The 16963-nt window shown below is 73.1% G+C and carries 15 protein-coding genes and 2 tRNA genes; 6 read left to right on the forward strand and 11 right to left on the reverse strand.

Going from position 1 to position 16963, the window contains the following annotated elements:
- The first annotated feature begins 139 nt into the window (after positions 1 to 139).
- From mutA to meaB, 3 genes are read left to right on the forward strand one after another with little or no spacing between them, the layout of a single operon-like run.
- Positions 140 to 2005 carry a methylmalonyl-CoA mutase small subunit gene (gene mutA, locus ACWPQI_RS12080; RefSeq protein WP_040271566.1) on the forward strand — a complete coding sequence of 622 codons (1866 nt, stop codon included), beginning with the start codon at positions 140 to 142 and terminating at the stop codon, positions 2003 to 2005.
- Entirely contained in the window at positions 2006 to 4252 is a 2247-nt protein-coding gene (gene scpA / locus ACWPQI_RS12085) for a methylmalonyl-CoA mutase (protein WP_017682218.1), read from the forward strand. It abuts the gene before it with no gap.
- 6 nt (positions 4253 to 4258) lie between these two features.
- Complete coding sequence (gene meaB, locus ACWPQI_RS12090) at positions 4259 to 5278, forward strand: methylmalonyl Co-A mutase-associated GTPase MeaB (RefSeq protein WP_040271567.1); 1020 nt, start codon at positions 4259 to 4261, stop codon at positions 5276 to 5278.
- On the opposite strand, the gene ACWPQI_RS12095 is transcribed toward meaB, so the two are convergent.
- From ACWPQI_RS12095 to ACWPQI_RS12120, 6 genes are all read right to left on the reverse strand, one after another.
- The gene (locus ACWPQI_RS12095) at positions 5275 to 6654 is read right to left on the reverse strand and encodes a CoA transferase (protein ID WP_200903467.1); all 1380 of its coding nucleotides are present in this window, start codon (positions 6652 to 6654) and stop codon (positions 5275 to 5277) included. The genes meaB and ACWPQI_RS12095 overlap by 4 nt on opposite strands.
- Positions 6655 to 6676: 22 nt before the next feature.
- Positions 6677 to 7621 (reverse strand): sulfite exporter TauE/SafE family protein, encoded by a 945-nt coding sequence (locus ACWPQI_RS12100; RefSeq protein ID WP_010595045.1) that lies wholly within the window; start codon positions 7619 to 7621, stop codon positions 6677 to 6679.
- 288 nt (positions 7622 to 7909) lie between these two features.
- Complete coding sequence (locus ACWPQI_RS12105) at positions 7910 to 9154, reverse strand: saccharopine dehydrogenase family protein (RefSeq protein ID WP_407040849.1); 1245 nt, start codon at positions 9152 to 9154, stop codon at positions 7910 to 7912.
- A 25-nt stretch (positions 9155 to 9179) separates the two neighbouring features.
- Complete coding sequence (locus ACWPQI_RS12110; RefSeq protein WP_040271570.1) at positions 9180 to 9551, reverse strand: DUF2784 domain-containing protein; 372 nt, start codon at positions 9549 to 9551, stop codon at positions 9180 to 9182.
- 47 nt (positions 9552 to 9598) lie between these two features.
- Positions 9599 to 9994 carry a universal stress protein gene (locus ACWPQI_RS12115; RefSeq protein ID WP_010595041.1) on the reverse strand — a complete coding sequence of 132 codons (396 nt, stop codon included), beginning with the start codon at positions 9992 to 9994 and terminating at the stop codon, positions 9599 to 9601.
- A 138-nt stretch (positions 9995 to 10132) separates the two neighbouring features.
- Positions 10133 to 11575 carry an SDR family oxidoreductase gene (locus ACWPQI_RS12120; RefSeq protein ID WP_140188606.1) on the reverse strand — a complete coding sequence of 481 codons (1443 nt, stop codon included), beginning with the start codon at positions 11573 to 11575 and terminating at the stop codon, positions 10133 to 10135.
- Between the two features lie 145 nt (positions 11576 to 11720).
- Here ACWPQI_RS12120 and ACWPQI_RS12125 point away from each other — a divergent pair, with 145 nt between their 5' ends.
- The gene (locus ACWPQI_RS12125; RefSeq protein WP_010595039.1) at positions 11721 to 11945 is read left to right on the forward strand and encodes a membrane protein; all 225 of its coding nucleotides are present in this window, start codon (positions 11721 to 11723) and stop codon (positions 11943 to 11945) included.
- A 100-nt stretch (positions 11946 to 12045) separates the two neighbouring features.
- Here ACWPQI_RS12125 and ACWPQI_RS12130 read toward each other — a convergent pair.
- Both ACWPQI_RS12130 and ACWPQI_RS12135 read right to left on the reverse strand, forming a co-directional pair.
- Positions 12046 to 12131 (reverse strand) — tRNA-Leu (locus tag ACWPQI_RS12130).
- A 192-nt stretch (positions 12132 to 12323) separates the two neighbouring features.
- Positions 12324 to 12409 (reverse strand) — tRNA-Leu (locus ACWPQI_RS12135).
- A gap of 113 nt (positions 12410 to 12522) precedes the next feature.
- Here ACWPQI_RS12135 and ACWPQI_RS12140 point away from each other — a divergent pair.
- The gene (locus ACWPQI_RS12140) at positions 12523 to 13884 is read left to right on the forward strand and encodes a M20/M25/M40 family metallo-hydrolase (RefSeq protein WP_395704499.1); all 1362 of its coding nucleotides are present in this window, start codon (positions 12523 to 12525) and stop codon (positions 13882 to 13884) included.
- A gap of 29 nt (positions 13885 to 13913) precedes the next feature.
- Positions 13914 to 14447, forward strand: coding sequence for a YbhB/YbcL family Raf kinase inhibitor-like protein (locus tag ACWPQI_RS12145; RefSeq protein WP_010596495.1), 534 nt, complete (start codon positions 13914 to 13916; stop codon positions 14445 to 14447).
- 108 nt (positions 14448 to 14555) lie between these two features.
- Here the strand turns inward: ACWPQI_RS12145 and ACWPQI_RS12150 are convergent, their stop codons facing one another.
- The 3 genes from ACWPQI_RS12150 to ACWPQI_RS12160 are packed head-to-tail and all read right to left on the reverse strand — an operon-like array spanning position 14556 to position 16938.
- Positions 14556 to 15626: a quinone-dependent dihydroorotate dehydrogenase gene (locus ACWPQI_RS12150; RefSeq protein WP_407040852.1), complete on the reverse strand. Its 1071-nt coding sequence runs from the start codon at positions 15624 to 15626 to the stop codon at positions 14556 to 14558.
- 41 nt (positions 15627 to 15667) lie between these two features.
- Positions 15668 to 15928: a DUF5703 family protein gene (locus ACWPQI_RS12155; RefSeq protein WP_017682199.1), complete on the reverse strand. Its 261-nt coding sequence runs from the start codon at positions 15926 to 15928 to the stop codon at positions 15668 to 15670.
- On the reverse strand, positions 15928 to 16938 hold the full coding sequence (locus ACWPQI_RS12160) for an NHL repeat-containing protein (protein WP_064066675.1): 1011 nt from the start codon (positions 16936 to 16938) through the stop codon (positions 15928 to 15930). The genes ACWPQI_RS12155 and ACWPQI_RS12160 overlap by 1 nt, the downstream gene beginning before the upstream one ends.
- Between the last annotated feature and the right edge of the window lie 25 nt (positions 16939 to 16963).

Below are 16963 nucleotides of genomic sequence, written 5' to 3' on the forward strand. Positions count from 1 at the left end.
CATTATCGATCGCTAGGGAAACTGTGGTGATCCCCACAATAGGGGCGGCGTGTATGCGGCTAGCATCACAACGGAATCAGTTTAAGGTTTCCACGGCCGTGTTCGGCGAGCCCGCCCGCTGCGTACGAGAGGACCTCACGTGTCATTAGCTTCAGAAGCCGAGGATGCCGCGCGCGCCTACGCGCAGTGGCAGGAGGCGGTGGCGGGGGTGCTGGCCAAGTCCCGCCGCGTCGACCCCGCGGAGCTCGGACCGGAACCGCAGCGGCTGCTCGAGACCACCACCTACGACGACGTCGCCGTCGCGCCCCTCTACGGCCTGCGCGACGAACGTCCCGAGGCGCCGTTGCCCGGCTCCTTCCCCTTCGTCCGTGGCGGTTCCGCGGTCCGCGACGTCAACACCGGATGGCTCGTCAGCGCCCGCTTCGGTGACACTCCCGGCGAGGTGAACGAGCGCATCCTCGACGCCCTCGAGAACGGCGTCAGCGCCCTGTGGCTGCGTGTCGGCGCGGACGGCATCGCGATCGCCGACCTGCCCGCCGCGCTCGACAAGGTCCTGCTCGATCTCGCGCCGCTCACCCTCGACGCCGGCGCCGACACCGCCGCCGCCGCGGGCGCCCTCTACGCGCTGCTCGATGCGCGCACCGACGTCGCCGAGCGCGCCGCCGTGCGGTTGCATCTCGGGGCCGCCCCGCTGACCAGCGCCTTCTCGGGACGCGCCGACGTCACCGTCGCCCAGGCCGTCGAGCTCGCCCACGCCGCCGCCGGCCGCGCCGAGACCGTGCGGGCCCTCACGGTCGACGGCACCGCATTCCACAATGCCGGGGCCGCCGACGCCGAGGAACTCGGTGCCGCCGTCGCCGCTGGACTCGAGTACCTGCGCGAGCTGACCGGCAGCCGCCAGTCCGCGGCCCGGGCTCTCGGCCAGATCGAGTTCCGGTTCGCCGCCACGGACGACCAGTTCCAGACCATCGCCAAGTTCCGCGCCGGCCGGCAACTGTGGGCCCGCATCGCGCAGGTCGTGGGTGCGGCCGACGCCGGTCACGCCCCCCAGCACGCCGTCACCTCGGCCGCGATGATGACCCAGCGCGACCCCTGGGTGAACATGCTGCGCACCACCCTCGCCGCGTTCGGCGCCGGCATCGGCGGCGCGGACGCGGTCACCGTGCTCCCGTTCGACGCCGCCCTGCCGGCCGGCGCGCTCGGGGTGTCGGAGGCCTTCTCCGCGCGCATCGCCCGCAACACCCAGCTGCTGCTGCTCGAGGAGTCCAACCTCGGCCGCGTCCTCGACCCGGCCGCCGGGTCCTGGTACGTCGAGGAACTGACGGCGCAGATCGCGGCCAAGGCGTGGGAGTTCTTCCAGCAGATCGAGGCGGCCGGCGGCTACCGCGCCGCCCTCGACGCCGGCCTGATCGCCGAGCGGATCGCCGCCACCCGCGCCCGCCGCGAATCCGACATCGCCCACCGCCGGACCGCGGTGACCGGCGTCAACGAGTTCCCCAACCTGGCCGAGGCGCCGCTGCCCGCGGAGACCGCCGACGCCGGGGCCGCCGTCGCCCGGTACGCCGCCGCCTTCGAGGCGCTGCGCGACCGCTCCGACGTCCACCTCGCCGCGCACGGCGCCCGGCCCCGGGTGCTGCTCGCCCCGCTGGGGCCGATCGCCGAGCACAACATCCGCACGACGTTCGCCGCGAACCTGCTCGCCTCCGGCGGCATCGAGACGGTCAATCCCGGTCCGCTGTCCGTCGACGACGACAGCATCGCCGCCGCCGTCCGCGACGCCGACGTCACCGTCGCCGTGGTGTGCGGCACCGACAAGCGCTACGGCGAACAGGCCGGCGCGGCCGTCACCGCCCTCCGCGACGCCGGCGTCGGCACCGTCCTGCTCGCCGGGCCGGAGAAGGCCGTGAGCGAGACCGGCGGCGCCGCGCGCCCGGACGGGTTCCTCACCGCCAAGATCGACGCGATCGCCGCGCTGACCGACCTGCTGAACACCCTGGGAGCGTAAGTGAGCATCGAACACAAGATCGGCAGCTTCGCCGACGTCCCGCTGACGGATCCGGCGGCGCCGGCCCCCGCCGCCCCCACCGAGGAGCAGGCCGCAGCGCTCGTCGACGGGGTCGCCGCCGCCAACCACTACACGACCGAGCAGGTGGTGTGGTCCACGCCCGAGGGCATCGACGTCAAGCCCGTCTACACCAAGGCCGACCGCGACCGGATCGTCGCCGAGGGCTACCCGCTGGGCAGCTACCCGGGTCTCGAGCCGTTCGTCCGCGGCCCGTACCCGACGATGTACGTCAACCAGCCGTGGACCATCCGGCAGTACGCCGGGTTCTCCACCGCCGCCGAGTCCAACGCCTTCTACCGGCGCAACCTCGCGGCCGGGCAGAAGGGCCTGTCGGTGGCGTTCGACCTCGCCACCCACCGCGGCTACGACTCGGACCATCCCCGCGTGCAGGGCGACGTCGGCATGGCCGGCGTCGCGATCGACTCGATCCTCGACATGCGGCAGCTGTTCGACGGCATCGACCTGTCGCAGGTGTCGGTGTCGATGACCATGAACGGCGCGGTGCTGCCGATCCTGGCGCTGTACGTCGTCGCCGCCGAGGAACAGGGCGTCAAGCCCGAGCAGCTGGCCGGGACCATTCAGAACGACATTCTGAAGGAGTTCATGGTCCGCAACACCTACATCTATCCGCCCAAGCCGTCGATGCGGATCATCTCCGACATCTTCGCCTACACCAGCGCGAACATGCCGCGCTTCAACTCCATCTCGATCTCCGGCTACCACATCCAGGAGGCCGGTGCGACCGCCGACCTCGAGCTGGCCTACACCCTCGCCGACGGCGTCGAGTACATCCGCGCCGGCCTCGACGCGGGCATGGAGATCGACAAGTTCGCCCCGCGCCTGTCCTTCTTCTGGGCCATCGGGATGAACTTCTACATGGAGATCGCCAAGATGCGCGCCGGCCGCCTGCTGTGGGCCGAGCTCGTCGAGAAGTTCCACCCGAAGTCGGCCAAGTCCAAGTCGCTGCGCACCCACTCGCAGACCTCCGGCTGGTCGCTCACCGCGCAGGACGTGTTCAACAACGTCGCCCGCACCTGCATCGAGGCGATGGCCGCGACCCAGGGCCACACCCAGTCGCTGCACACCAACGCCCTCGACGAGGCGCTCGCGCTGCCCACCGACTTCTCCGCCCGCATCGCCCGCAACACCCAGCTGCTGCTGCAGCAGGAGTCGGGCACCACCCGGCCGATCGACCCGTGGGGCGGCTCGTACTACCTCGAATGGCTCACCCACGAGCTCGCCAACCGCGCCCGCAAGCACATCGCGGAGGTCGAGGAGGCCGGCGGCATGGCGCAGGCCATCTCCGAGGGCATCCCGAAGCTGCGCATCGAGGAGGCCGCGGCCCGCACCCAGGCCCGCATCGACTCCGGCCGCCAGCCGGTGATCGGCGTCAACAAGTACCAGGTCACCGAGGACCACGAGATCGAGGTCCTCAAGGTCGAGAACTCCCGCGTGCGGGCCGAGCAGCTCGCCAAGCTCGAGCAGTTGCGGGCCGACCGCGATCCCGAGGCCGTGCAGGCCGCGCTGGACGCCCTCACCCGCGCCGCCGGCGCGACCGACACCGGGCCGGACACGAACCTGCTGGCCCTGGCCATCGACGCGGCCCGCGCCAAGGCCACCGTCGGCGAGATCTCCGATGCCCTCGAGAAGGTCTACGGCCGCCACCAGGCCGAGATCCGCACCATCAGCGGGGTCTACCGGGACGAGGCCGGAAAGGCGGTCAACATCAGCACGGCAACCGAACTCGTCGAGAAGTTCGCCGAGGAGGAAGGCCGCCGGCCGCGTATCCTCGTCGCGAAGATGGGCCAGGACGGCCACGACCGCGGGCAGAAGGTGATCGCCACCGCCTTCGCCGACCTCGGCTTCGACGTCGACGTGGGACCGCTGTTCCAGACCCCCGAGGAGGTCGCCAACCAGGCGGCCGACAACGACGTGCACGTCATCGGCGTGTCGTCGTTGGCCGCGGGACACCTCACCCTGGTGCCCGCGCTGCGGGAGGCCCTCGCCGAGGTGGGCCGCCCGGACATCATGATCGTCGTCGGCGGGGTCATCCCGCCCGGCGACTTCGACGAGCTGTACCAGGCCGGTGCCGCCGCGATCTTCCCGCCGGGCACCGTCATCGCGGACGCCGCGGTGGGGCTGCTGCACAAGCTCGCCGACCAGCTCGGCCACGACCTCGGGGCCTGACCCGCAATGGGCAGCACCCCCGTCGGCAGTCACACCCGCCGGCCCGCGGTCGACGTCGACGCCCTCGCCGAGGCCGTGCTTGCCAACCGGCGGGCCGGCCTGGCGAAGGCGATCACCCTCGTCGAATCCACCCGCGACGACCATCGGGAGCAGGCGCAGCAACTGCTGCTGCGCCTGCTCCCGAAGGCGGGCGGCGCGATGCGCGTCGGCATCACCGGCGTTCCCGGCGTCGGCAAGTCCACCTTCATCGATGCGCTGGGCATGTACCTGCTCGGCAAGGGGCACCGGGTGGCGGTGCTCGCGGTGGATCCGTCGTCGACCCGCACCGGCGGCTCCATCCTCGGTGACAAGACCCGCATGGCGCGGCTGTCGGTGCAGCGCGACGCCTACATCCGGCCGTCCCCGACGGCCGGCACCCTCGGGGGTGTCGCCAAGGCCACCCGCGAGACGATGGTGCTGCTCGAGGCCGCCGGGTTCGACGTGATCCTCGTCGAGACCGTCGGGGTCGGGCAGTCCGAGGTGACCGTCGCGAACATGGTGGACTGCTTCACCTTCCTGACCCTCGCCCGCACCGGCGACCAGCTGCAGGGCATCAAGAAGGGCGTCCTCGAACTCGCCGACCTGGTCGCGGTCAACAAGGCGGACGGCCCCTTCGAACGCGACGCGCGGGTCGCGGCGCGGGAACTGGCCGGCGCCCTGCGGCTCGTGCATCCGCACGACGCGGTGTGGAAGCCGCCGGTGATCACCATGAGCGGCCTCGAGGGCGCCGGCCTGGACACGTTCTGGGACACCGTCCTCGAGCACCGCCGGGTCCTCACCGCGGCGGGCCTGTTCGAGGAGAACCGGCGCCGCCAGCTGGTGGACTGGACCTGGACGATGGTGCACGACCAGCTGCTGCGCCGGCTCGAGACCAACCCCCGGGTGCGTGCGCTCCGCGGCGACGTCGAACGCGCCGTGCGCGACGGCTCGCTCACCGCGGCGCTGGCCGCCCAGCAGATCCTCGACGCGTTCGACGCCGCACCCTAGACCACCCGGCCCCTAGACCACCAGGCCGCCGGATCGCCGCCCCAGGCCCGGGCCGGGAACGGATAGTCCGGGTACTCGGCGAGCACCGGACGGGCCGTGGTCACCGCCGCGTGCGTGGCCACGGTCCGTGGCCCGGGACGCGCCGGCACCGGCGGGTGCGGGTCCCGGCCGGGCGCCTGCAGCAGCCATGCCGCGGTGCGGGCCAGCGCGACCGCCACGTCGCGGCCCCGCCCGTCCCGGTGCCGCGCGGCGAGCGCATCGAGCACCCCGGCCGCCAGCAGGTAGCCGCTCGCGTGGTCGAGGGCCTGCACCGGCAGCGCGCCGGGCGTGTCGGAGTCGCCCTCGGCCACCGCGATCCCGGACGCGGCCTGCACGATCGAGTCGAAGCCGCGGCGGGCCGCCCACGGCCCGGACCATCCCCACGCGCACACCCGGCCGTGCACGAGACCGGGCCGGATCGTGCCGGGCGCACCGGTCAGCGCGTCGAGCGCCCCGGGCCGGTAGCCGGTGAGCAGCACGTCGGCGTCGGCGAGCAGACGGCACCACGTCTCCCGCCCGCGACGAGTGTGCAGGTCGAGCAGCGCCGTGCGCTTGCCCTGCCCGTTCTCGGCGTGCTGCCAGGTGATCTCGGGGAGTGCGGGCGGATCGATGCGCAGCACCTCCGCTCCCAGCAGGGCCAGCGCGCGGGCGGCGACGGGCCCGGCGATCACCCGGGTCAGGTCCAGCACCCGGAGCCCGGTCAGGGGCCGCGCCGGATCGTCGCCTGCGACGGTCCGGTCGGCGGTGTCGTCCCGCGCGAGCATCCGGACCAGCGGGCCCGACGCCGCGGCCCGGCCCGGCGGGCTCGTCGCCCACTCGTGCTCGGTGCGCACCCGCACCGCGATCGCGTCGTGCGCGGCGGCTGCGTCCTCGACCGCCGCCGCCGGCAGCTGCCGGAGCCGGGCGGCGCAGCCGGCACGGTCGGTGCCGTCCGGCAGGTCGAGGGCGCGCAGCAGGCGCGCCCGGTGATGCGGGTAGTTCGCGTGGGTGCGCACCCACCCGTCGGCGGCGGCGAAGAACCCGGACAGCGCCGCGAACCCCTCTACGGGCCGGCCGGCCATGCGCAGCATCCGGTCCCCGCCGAACGACGCGGCGATCCGCTCCGGGTCGAGCCGCGCCCCCTGCGGGGCGAGTCCGCGGGCATGGCGGTAGCGGTCGGCGGCCGCCGCGAAGGCCGCCACGGCCCCGGCGGCGAGGTCGGCCACCGGCAGCCGGGCGGTGAGGAACCGCCCGGCCGGGGCGCAGTCGATGCCGGGCGCCGGCTCCACCGGGACGTCGAGGCCGGCGGCGGCGAGGGCGGCGCCGTAGGCGTCGAGCACGGCGAGGGGGCTCGTCATGCGCCGAGCGTAGAGGGGGACGCTAGCTCGTGCGGTCCGCGGCCGGCTCCCGCAGCTCGGGGCGGGCCGGCTCGAGGCGCTCGAGCGCCCCGGCGGATTCGGCGCGGGTGAGGCGCGACCGGCGCCATGAGACCGTGAGCAGCGCGATCCAGCCGGCCACGATCAGCAGGTACAGCAGGGTAGTGGCCGTGGCGGAGATCTCGAACGAGGTGCACAGCTTCTGTGCGTTGGTCAACACGATGACGCCGCCGACGGCGGTGCCGAGCAGGGTGGCCGGTACCCGGCTGACCAGCCACGCCGCGATCGGTGCGGCGATGGCCCCGCCGAGGGCGAGACCGGCCACGACGAGCAGGTTGCCGAGCGATTCCCGGCCGAGACCGACGAGGAAGCCGATGCTCGCGGCGAGTGCGACGAGGAACTCGGAGGCGCTGACCGAGCCGATCACGGTCCGGGGGGCCGTCTTGCCGCGGGAGAGCAGGGTGCTGGTCGTGATCGGCCCCCATCCGCCGCCGCCGCTGGCGTCGATGAACCCGCCGAACAGGCCCAGCGGGGACAGGAACTTCGCCGAGTGCGGTGAGGTGCGGGCGTGCGCGACGGCCGGTGGCCGGACCGAGAACCGCAGCGCCACATAGACACCGATGGCGAGCAGGATCGTCGACGTCACCGGGATCGCGGCCGCGGTGGACAGGCTCGAGAGCACCGTCGCGCCGAGGAAGGCGCCGAGCGCGCCGGGCACGCCCAGCTTCGCGACCACCCCCCAGTCCACATTCCGGAACCGCCAGTGCGAGGCGCCGGAGACGAGGGTGGTGCCGACCTCGGCCAGGTGCACGGCGGCACTGGCGTGCGCGGGACCGATCCCGCTGAAGATCAACAAGGTGGTGGCGGTGACCCCGAAGGCCATGCCGAGGGCCCCGTCGACGAGCTGCGCACCGATACCGACGAGCGTGAACACCAGAAGAGCGAACATGCAGAAGACTCCGACCACGAAGGAGCGAACCGGGGAGGGGAGAGGGCGGCGGACGCCGCTCAGCAACACTCCTGGTCGAAGCACGCGCCCCGTCGGGTGGGCCAGAACGCCATCAACGCGAGCAGGGTGGCCGGAGCCGCCGCGATGCTCGTCGTGTGCACGTTCGTGTCCCTTCCCAGGTCTGCCGTTCGCCGCTCTCGCGACGATCCGTCCGAGCATAGCCGGTCGCGCGCGGCGGCGCCGTCGCCGGGCGGCGTGTCGCCGCCTCCCGCGACGGCGCCGCGGCGGTCACGGCAGGCGCCGGGCCGTGATCTCGAATCCGGCGGCGCGCAACCGGTCGGTGAGTACGTCCCCGAAGGCGGTGGCGGGGGTGAGCACCCCGCCCCCGGCGTGGAGGCGGTCGCCGCCGAGGACCAGCGACAGTGCCGATTCGCCGAGCATCACCGCGGTCGCCTTGTAGCCGGGGTCGCCCTGGGCGGCGACGCGGGCGCGGTAGCGGGCACCGGTGCTCGTCGTGGTGTAGAGGTCGATGGTGAAGAAGCCGCGCTCGCGGGCAGACTCGGACGGGCCCTGTCCGGGCGCGGGCAGCAGCTTGTCGAGCACGAACCGGGTCGGGGGAAACGCCAGCCCCGCCACCAGCGCGCCGAAGCCCGCGGCGACACCGGTCGCCACGAGCGGCGACAGCCGCGACGAACCGACGCTCATGGTCTCCCGGTAGCGGAAGCGCGGCCCGTACGCCCAGCCGCTGAGCGCGTTGCTGCGGCGCACCACCCGGGTGTTGTAGGGGCCCATGAAGAACGGCGCGAGCCGGCCGGACAGGTCGGGCGCGACGGATCGGCCGTCGACGGTCGCCAGGTCGTTCTGGCGCCCGAGGTCGGGTTCGCGGGACCGGTCCGGCGACAGCGAGTAGGGGGCGAGGGCGACCTTGCGGGCCGCGGCGTCCCGGCGCACCACGTCCACCTGGGTGCGCATCGAGTCGATCGTGCCGCCGCTGACGCCGCCCCGCATCGCCCGCACCACCAGCGTCGTGTCGGTGAGATCGCCGGCGTCGTCGGCCTGCACGGCCCGGTGCAGCGCGTGCACGCCGAGATCGGAGGGGATCGAGTCGAATCCGCAGGAGTGCACGATGCGGGCGCCGGTGCGGCGCGCCAGGTCGTCGAACCGGTCGATGCTCTCGCGGTGGAACAACACCTCGCCGGTGAGGTCGACGTAGTCGGTGCCCGACTCGGCGCAGGCCTGCACCAGCGGCAGCCCGTACTTGGCGTAGGGGCCGACCGTGGTGACCACCACGCGGGTGCGGGCAGCGAGCGCGGCCAGCGACTGCGGGTCGCCGGCGTCCGCCTCGAGTACCGGCCAGGCCTGCGCGGCGGGCCCGAGCTCGGCGCGGATGCGGTCGAGACGGGTGCGGGAGCGGCCGGCGAGGGCGATTCGCACCCCTTCGGGGGCGTGTTCGGCGAGGTAGGCGGCGGTGATCCGGCCGACGAAGCCGGTGGCGCCGTAGACGACGATGTCGAGATCGCGGGAGGCAGTCATGCGCCACACCCTACTGCCGGGTAAGTCAGGATGCGACGCGGCTCACACGACGGCGCCGCAGCCACCACCCGAACCAGGACACGACGATCGTCACCGCCACCGCGGCCCGCACGAGTCCCACCGCCGAGTCCGGGTAGATCACCCCGGTCAGGTAGTGGTCGATGAACCCGCTCGGCGGCAGGCCCTCGATCCCAGCGCGGCGACGCGCCCAGTTCTCCAGATCGGTCAGCGGGCAGTCGAACCCGGCGAGGACGGTGGCGAACCCCCACACCACCGCCACGACGTGCAGCGCCAGCGTGCGGGGCCACCGCCACGCCAGGAAACCGCCGAACGTCACATACAGCAGGAAGGCCAGGTGCGCGGCCACGGTGACGTCGGCCAACAGCCGGTACGCCATACCGCCAGCCTAACCGGATCGGGCGGGGCAGCGGCCGTTCCGGACGACTACTCGTCCGCGTCGGTGCCCTTGACGACCAGGACGGGGACCGGCGCCTCGAGCAGCAGCCGCTGCAGGCGCCGTTCGAGCAGGAACTTGCCGAGCGCGTTGCGGTCGCGGCTGCCCACCACGAGACGGTCCGCGCCGGACCGCTCGACCAGGTCGACCAGCGCGGCGACCGGGTCCCCGTCGTGCACCGCCGTCCGCAGTTCCCACCCGTCGGCACCCAGGGCGGCGGCGACGTCCGCGCGGATCGAGTCGAGTTCGCGCTGCCCGGCCGCGCCGTCGTCGTCGACCGCGACGAGCACGAGGGTCGTGCCGTCGCCGTGGGCGGCCTCGCGGGCGGCCGTGGTGAGCGCGGCGTGTCCTTCCGGGGTGTCGGCGTGGACTACGGCAACGGGCATGGGATCCTCCGGAGGCGGCGACGGCGTATGTCTCCAGTATCCCCGTCCCGGGGCGCCCCGGCCGCTCCCGGCGGTGTGGAACTGGTCTCTACCTGCGCGGACGTGTCGGGTGGATCTCACCCGGCCGGCGGGACGCGCTCACCACGGGGCCGGGCGGTAGTCCTTGAGGAAGCAGCCGTACAGGTCCACCCCGGCCTCGCCCTGCACGATCGGGTCGTACACGCGGGCCGCCCCGTCCACGAGATCGAGCGGGGCGTGGAATCCCTCCTCGGCCAGGCGCAGTTTGGTGTGGTGGGGCCGTTCGTCGGTGATCCAGCCGGTGTCGACGGCGGTCATGAGGATCCCGTCGGCGCGCAGGTCCTCGGCGCTGGTGCGGGTGAGCATGTTCAGCGCGGCCTTGGCCATGTTGGTGTGCGGATGCCCGGCCCCCTTGTACCGGCGCCCGGCGAACTGCCCCTCCATCGCGGAGACGTTCACCACGTACGTGCGGCGGGCCGGGGAGGCCGCCAGCGCCGGCCGCAGCCGATTGACCAGGATGAACGGTGCCACGGAGTTGCACAGCTGCACCTCGAGCAGCTCCAGCGGCTCGACCTCCCCGACGGTCTGCACCCAGCTGTTGGTGTGCACCAGATCGGGCAGCAGCCCCCCGGCGTCGACCGCGACACCGGCGGCGATCCGGTCGGCCGTGGCCGACCCGGCCACCAGCGCGAGCGAGGTGAGCGACTCCGCGGTCAGCTGCGACGGCAGCGACCCGGCCAGCGCGGCCGGGTGGGCGTCCGAGGGCTTGCCGAAGGTGAGCACCTCCGGCCGCGGGCCGGCGGGCAGGGGACCGGACTCGGCCTCGGCGAGGGCGGAGTACGCACCGGGGGAGCGGCGCACGGTCTGGGCGGCGTTGTTGACGAGGATGTCGAGTGGACCCTGCGCGGCCACGTCGTCGGCCAGGGCCACGACCTGGGCGGGGTCGCGCAGGTCGATGCCGACGATGCGCAGGCGGTGCAGCCAGTCGGCGCTGTCCTCCATGGCCGCGAAACGACGGATCGCGTCGTTCGGGAAACGGGTCGTGATCGTCAGGTGGGCGCCGTCGCGCAGCAGCCGCAACGCGATGTACATGCCGATCTTGGCGCGGCCGCCGGTGAGCAACGCACGCCGGCCCGTCAGATCGGTACGGGCGTCCCGCTTCGCGTGGTTCTCCGCGGCGCAGCGCGGGCACAGCTGATGGTAGAACGCATCGACCCGGGTGTACTTGTCCTTGCACACGTAGCAGGCCCGCGGCCGGATCAGGGTGCCCGCGCTCGCCCCCGGTGCGTTCGAGCTCAACGCGATCCCGGCGGTCTCGTCGTCGATGCGGGTGGGCGATCCGGTCGCGGTCGTCGCGAGCACCTGCCGGTCCGCGGCGACCTTGGCCCGGCGGGCCTCGTTGCGGCGCAGCCGCTTCAGCTTCTTGAACATGTGCCCCACGGCGCGCTGCACCGCCACCGAATCCGGGTGGTCGGCGTCGAGCTCACCCACGAGGGACAGGACGCGGAGGCAGGTGGCGAGGTCGGCCGGGTCGATACCCGGCGCGTCGGTGTGCGAAGTCATGGGCCTGTTCGTCGTGTGGGGCGGTACGGACCGATGGTATCGGGCGGGCCGCGCCGGCCGGCCCCGTGGGACCTGTGGCTCTGCCGGCGACGGCGGGAACGTGGCAGGCTCGGCGGGAAGGAATCCTCGACCCAAGGAGACGACGATGACCGCACGGCGCCGCCCGAAGTTCCGCGACCTGACCCCGGGGCAGCAGACGCTCGTGCTCACCCTCGCCGCTGTGCAGCTCTCGCTCGCCGCGACGGCGTGGACCGATCTGGCGCGGCGCCCCGCGGACCGGGTCGCGGGCAGCAAGGCGAAATGGGCCGCGATCATCGCAGTGAACTGGATCGGCCCGATCACCTACTTCCGCCGGGGCCGGATCGGCTGAGCCACCCACCCGCCGCGGGCGGCGAACGCCCACCGCCGCGAGCGGCGAAGGCCCCGAACCTGCTCGGTTCGGGGCCTTCGTCGACGATCTCGATTCGGAGTGTCCGAGGGGGGACTTGAACCCCCACGTCCGTTAATAGGACACTAGCACCTCAAGCTAGCGCGTCTGCCATTCCGCCACTCGGACATGCTGATGCTCCCCGCTCCGCGGGTGCCGTTTCAGCGTAGCCTACCCGGGCGCCCCGTCCCAATCCGCTGGTCGACGGCCCGGCCGGCTCCGGCGGCGACGCACGGCCGATCCGGCGTGGCCCGGCGCCGCAACGGCGAAGGCCCCGAACCTGTTCGGTTCGGGGCCTTCGCCGTCTGTCTCAACTCAGAGTGTCCGAGGGGGGACTTGAACCCCCACGTCCGTTAATAGGACACTAGCACCTCAAGCTAGCGCGTCTGCCATTCCGCCACTCGGACATGCTGCGCTCCCACGTCCGTGGGCGCTGTGAAAGAGTAACCCACCGCGTCGCGGCGCCCAAATCGCCCCGCCCACCTGCGGGTTTGCCGAGATCGATGGTAGACAGGGGACCGTGTCCATAACATCGAATCCCGCCCAGCCGGCCGACGGATCCCGCGCCGAGGCCGAAGTCGTCGACCTGGTGTCGCAGCTGATCCGCTTCGACACCTCCAACACCGGAGACCTGGCCACCACCCGCGGGGAACGGGACTGCGCGATGTGGGTGGCGGCGCGGCTCGAGGAGGTCGGTTACACCACCGAATACGTCGAATCGGGCGCTCCCGGCCGCGGCAACGTGTTCGCCCGCCTGCCGGGTGCCGACCCGTCCCGGGGTGCGCTGCTGCTGCACGGGCACCTCGACGTGGTGCCCGCCGAACCGGCGGACTGGAGCGTGCACCCGTTCTCCGGGGCCGTGGAGAACGGCTACGTGTGGGGGCGCGGCGCGGTCGACATGAAGGACATGGTCGGGATGATGCTGGCCATCGCCCGCCGTTTCAAGGCCGAGAACATCGTGCCGCCACGCGACCTGGTCTTCGCGTTCCTCGCCGACGAGGAGGCCGGCGGCACCTACGGCAGCCACTGGCTCGTGCGGCACCGCCCCGACCTGTTCGACGGCATCACCGAAGCCGTCGGCGAGGTCGGCGGGTTCTCCCTGACGGTGCCGCGCCGCGACGGCGGCGAGCGCCGCCTGTACCTCGTCGAGACCGCCGAGAAGGGCCTGGGCTGGATGCGGTTGACCGCCAAGGGCCGCGCGGGCCACGGCTCGTTCCTGCACGAGGACAACGCCGTCACCGTCCTCGCCCAGGCCGTCGCCCGCCTCGGCACGCACACCTTCCCGCTCGTGCTGACCGACTCGGTCGCCGAGTTCCTCGCCGCCGTCGCCGAGGAGACCGGACTCGACTTCGATCCGGCCTCGCCGGACCTCGACGGCACCCTCGCCAAGCTCGGGTCCATCGCCCGCATCGTCGGCGCCACCCTGCGCGACACCGCCAACCCGACCATGCTCGACGCCGGGTACAAGGCCAACGTCATTCCCCAGACGGCGCAGGCCGTCGTCGACTGCCGCATCCTGCCGGGCCGGCGCGCCGAGTTCGAACGCACCGTCGACGAGCTGATCGGCCCGGACGTCACCCGCGAATGGATCACCGACCTCGACTCGTACGAGACCACGTTCGACGGGGACCTCGTCGAGGCGATGAACGCGGCCATCCTGGCCCACGATCCCCTCGGGCGGACCGTGCCGTACATGCTTTCCGGCGGCACCGACGCGAAGGCCTTCGCCAAGCTCGGCATCCGCTGCTTCGGATTCGCCCCGCTGCAGCTGCCCCCGGAACTGGATTTCGCGGCGCTGTTCCACGGGGTGGACGAGCGTGTCCCGGTCGACGCGCTGCGCTTCGGCACCCGTGTCATGGAACACTTCCTGCTGCACGCCTGAGCACACCAGCACCCAGAGAAAGGACCGGTATGGCCCACGACCCGTATGCGCCGCTGCCCGACCTGCCCACCTTCGATCTCACCAGCGAGGACATCACCGACGGTCGCCCGCTGAAGCCGGAACAGGCCAGCGGGATCTTCGGGGTGCCCGGCGGGCAGGACATCTCCCCGCAGCTGTCGTGGTCGGGCTTTCCCCCCGAAACCAAGAGCTTCGTCGTCACCGTGTTCGACCCCGACGCACCCACCGCGTCCGGGTTCTGGCACTGGGCGGTGGCGAACATCCCGGCGTCGGTGACGTCGCTGCCCGCGGGGGCCGGCGACGACACCGGCTCCGCGCTGCCCGAGGGTGCGGTCACCTTGAAGAACGACGGCGGTCTGCACCGCTTCCTCGGCGCGGCCCCGCCGGCCGGGCACGGCCCGCACCGCTACATCGTGGCCGTGCACGCCCTCGACGTGGAGACCCTCGACGGGGTCGGCCCCGACTCGACCCCGGCGTTCCTCGGATTCAACGTGTTCTCCCACGCGATCGCGCGCGCGACGCTGCACGGCACGTTCGAGCAGTAGACCCGTTCGGCGGGCCGGCTCCGCACCGGAATCGGGCAGGCGCACCCGTCCCGAGGGGTGTGCCTGTCCGGCGGTGTGGCCCGGCCCGCCGGATCCGGGCGCGGCGGATCAGACGCGGGCGCCTGCGCCCACCGCGTCGCCGATCGACGCGAACCCGGCTGCCCGCACCTTCCGGGCGAGACCCTTGTGGACGCGGCGTGCCCAGAACGGGCCGCCGTAGATGAAACCGGTGTAGCCCTGCACCAGCGACGCGCCGGCGAGGATCCGCTCCCACGCCTGCTCGGCGGTCTCGATGCCGCCCACCGAGATCAGCACCAGCCGGTCCCCGACCCGCGCGTGCAGCCGGCGCAGGACCTCGAGGGAGCGCTGTGCGACCGGGGGACCGGACAGCCCGCCGGCGCCGATCTCCGCGACCAGGGCCGGATCGGTGCGCAACCCGTCCCGCCGGACGGTGGTGTTGGTGGCGACGATGCCCGCGAGCTTGAGTTCGACGGCGAGGTCGGCGACCGCGTCGACGTCCTCGTCGGACAGGTCGGGGGCGATCTTCACCAGCACCGGTACGTGCACGGTGTCCAGCACCGCCGCGAGCAGCGGCCGCAGCGACTCGACCGCCTGCAGGTCGCGCAGCCCGGGGGTGTTGGGGGACGAGACGTTGACGACGACGAAGTCGGCGAGCGGGCCGAGCAGCCGGGCGCTCGCGGTGTAGTCCTCGGCCGCGTCCGCCGGCGCGACCACCTTGGTCTTCCCGATGTTCGCGCCGATCGGGACGGTGTGCGCGCGGGTGCGCAGCCGGTTCGCGGCCTCCCCGGCCCCGTGGTTGTTGAAGCCCATCCGGTTGATCAGCGCCCGGTCCGCGGGCAGGCGGAACAGCCGGGGCGCCGGGTTGCCGGGCTGCGCCTGGGCGGTGACGGTGCCGATCTCGGCGAACCCGAAGCCCAGGGGACCCCAGGCGTTCACCCCGGCCGCATCCTTGTCGAAGCCGGCCGCGAGACCGAGCGGGGCCGGGAACGTCACCCCGAACACCGTGTTGCGCAGCACCGGATCGTCGACGACGAGAACCTTCGCGATCAGCGTCCGCAGCGGCGGGACCCGGGTCGCGAGCCGCATCGCGGTGAACGCGAGGTGGTGGATCCGCTCCGGCGGCAGCAGGAACAGCAGTCGAAGGAACAAGCGATACACGGAACACTCCCTGCTGGCCCGGGCGGCGCCCGGGGTCGGCGTCAACGAACGGTGGGTTCGGGCACGTGGTGGCCGGTCTTGCGGCGGCGCAGCAGCACCCGGCGGCTGCCGTCGGGATACAGCCGCACCCGCGTCAGCTCCCACCCGTGGAACTCGGCCTGGATGGCGAGCCGCAGCGACGCGCTGACCCGCGAGACGTCGCGCGGCAGCCGCAGCGGCACGTAGTCGTACTCGTCGTTGCTGGTGTCCCAGCCCACCGGCATCCGCGTCCACCGGCCGCCCACGTCGCGTGGACCTGCCATCACACACCCCCGATCGGGATCCTCTGCAGCCCGTCCCCGGTCCCGGATCCGATCACCAGGACGGCGCCGGCGGTGTCGACCACCACCGAGTTCGGTTGCCGCACCGTCGCGTACCGGCCTCGCTCCTGCGGAATCCCGGTCGACAGATCGTAGCCGACGACCTCGTTGCTCCCGGTCGAAGTGACCCACACGAGGTCGTTCGCGCTGTCGTAGGCGACGCCGTACGGGGCGTTCGGCACCGGATACCGCTGGCGCAACACCAGCGGATCGAGCGTGTACACGTGCAGCTCCCCACCCCGGGTGTCGGTCACCAGCACCCGGCCGAACGGGTCGGTGGCCAGCTGCGTGGCACCCTCCCCGGCGCGCAACGCCAGGCCGAGATCCCCGTCGGCGACGTCGACCTCGGTCAGCGACGTCTGGCGCCGATCCAGCGCGGCCAGCTCGGTGCCCACGGCGGCGAGCGCGTCGACCGACGCCAGACCGGGGACGGTCTGCGTCGCACCCGACGCCGGGTCCACGAGGTGGATGACGCCGTCGGCGGTGCCCACGGCGAGGCGACCGTCCGCCAGCACGGCGGCCGCCCGCGCATCCCCGTCCACGGGTACCTCCGTGACGGCGCCCGACCGCACATCCACCCGGGCCACGACGCCGGCGCCGGGGGCGAGGACCTCGCCGTCGACACCGGCGAGCACGGTCGCCGCCGCGGCCGGCAGGGTGACCTCGCGGGGCGCTGCCGCGGGGTCGGCGGCCCGGAGCAGCAGCAGCCGCGACCCGTCGCCGGCGAGCGCGGCGACCGTACTCGTGCCAGGATCGACGGCGAGGGCCTCGACGGCGCGGCCCAGTGCCTGCACCGTCCCCGCCGGCGGGACGGCCGGTTCCGGCGCCACGGCCGGGGTCGCCGGGTCGATGGTGGGCAGGCTGTCGCCGCCGCTGGAGGAGGAACACCCGGTGACCAGCGCCAACGCGAACCCCACCGCCGCGGCGGTCGCACGTGCTGCCGGTCTGCCCATCGTCTCGCTCCTCGTCGTCGCCCGG

Source organism: Rhodococcus sp. LMD, assembly GCF_056108245.1.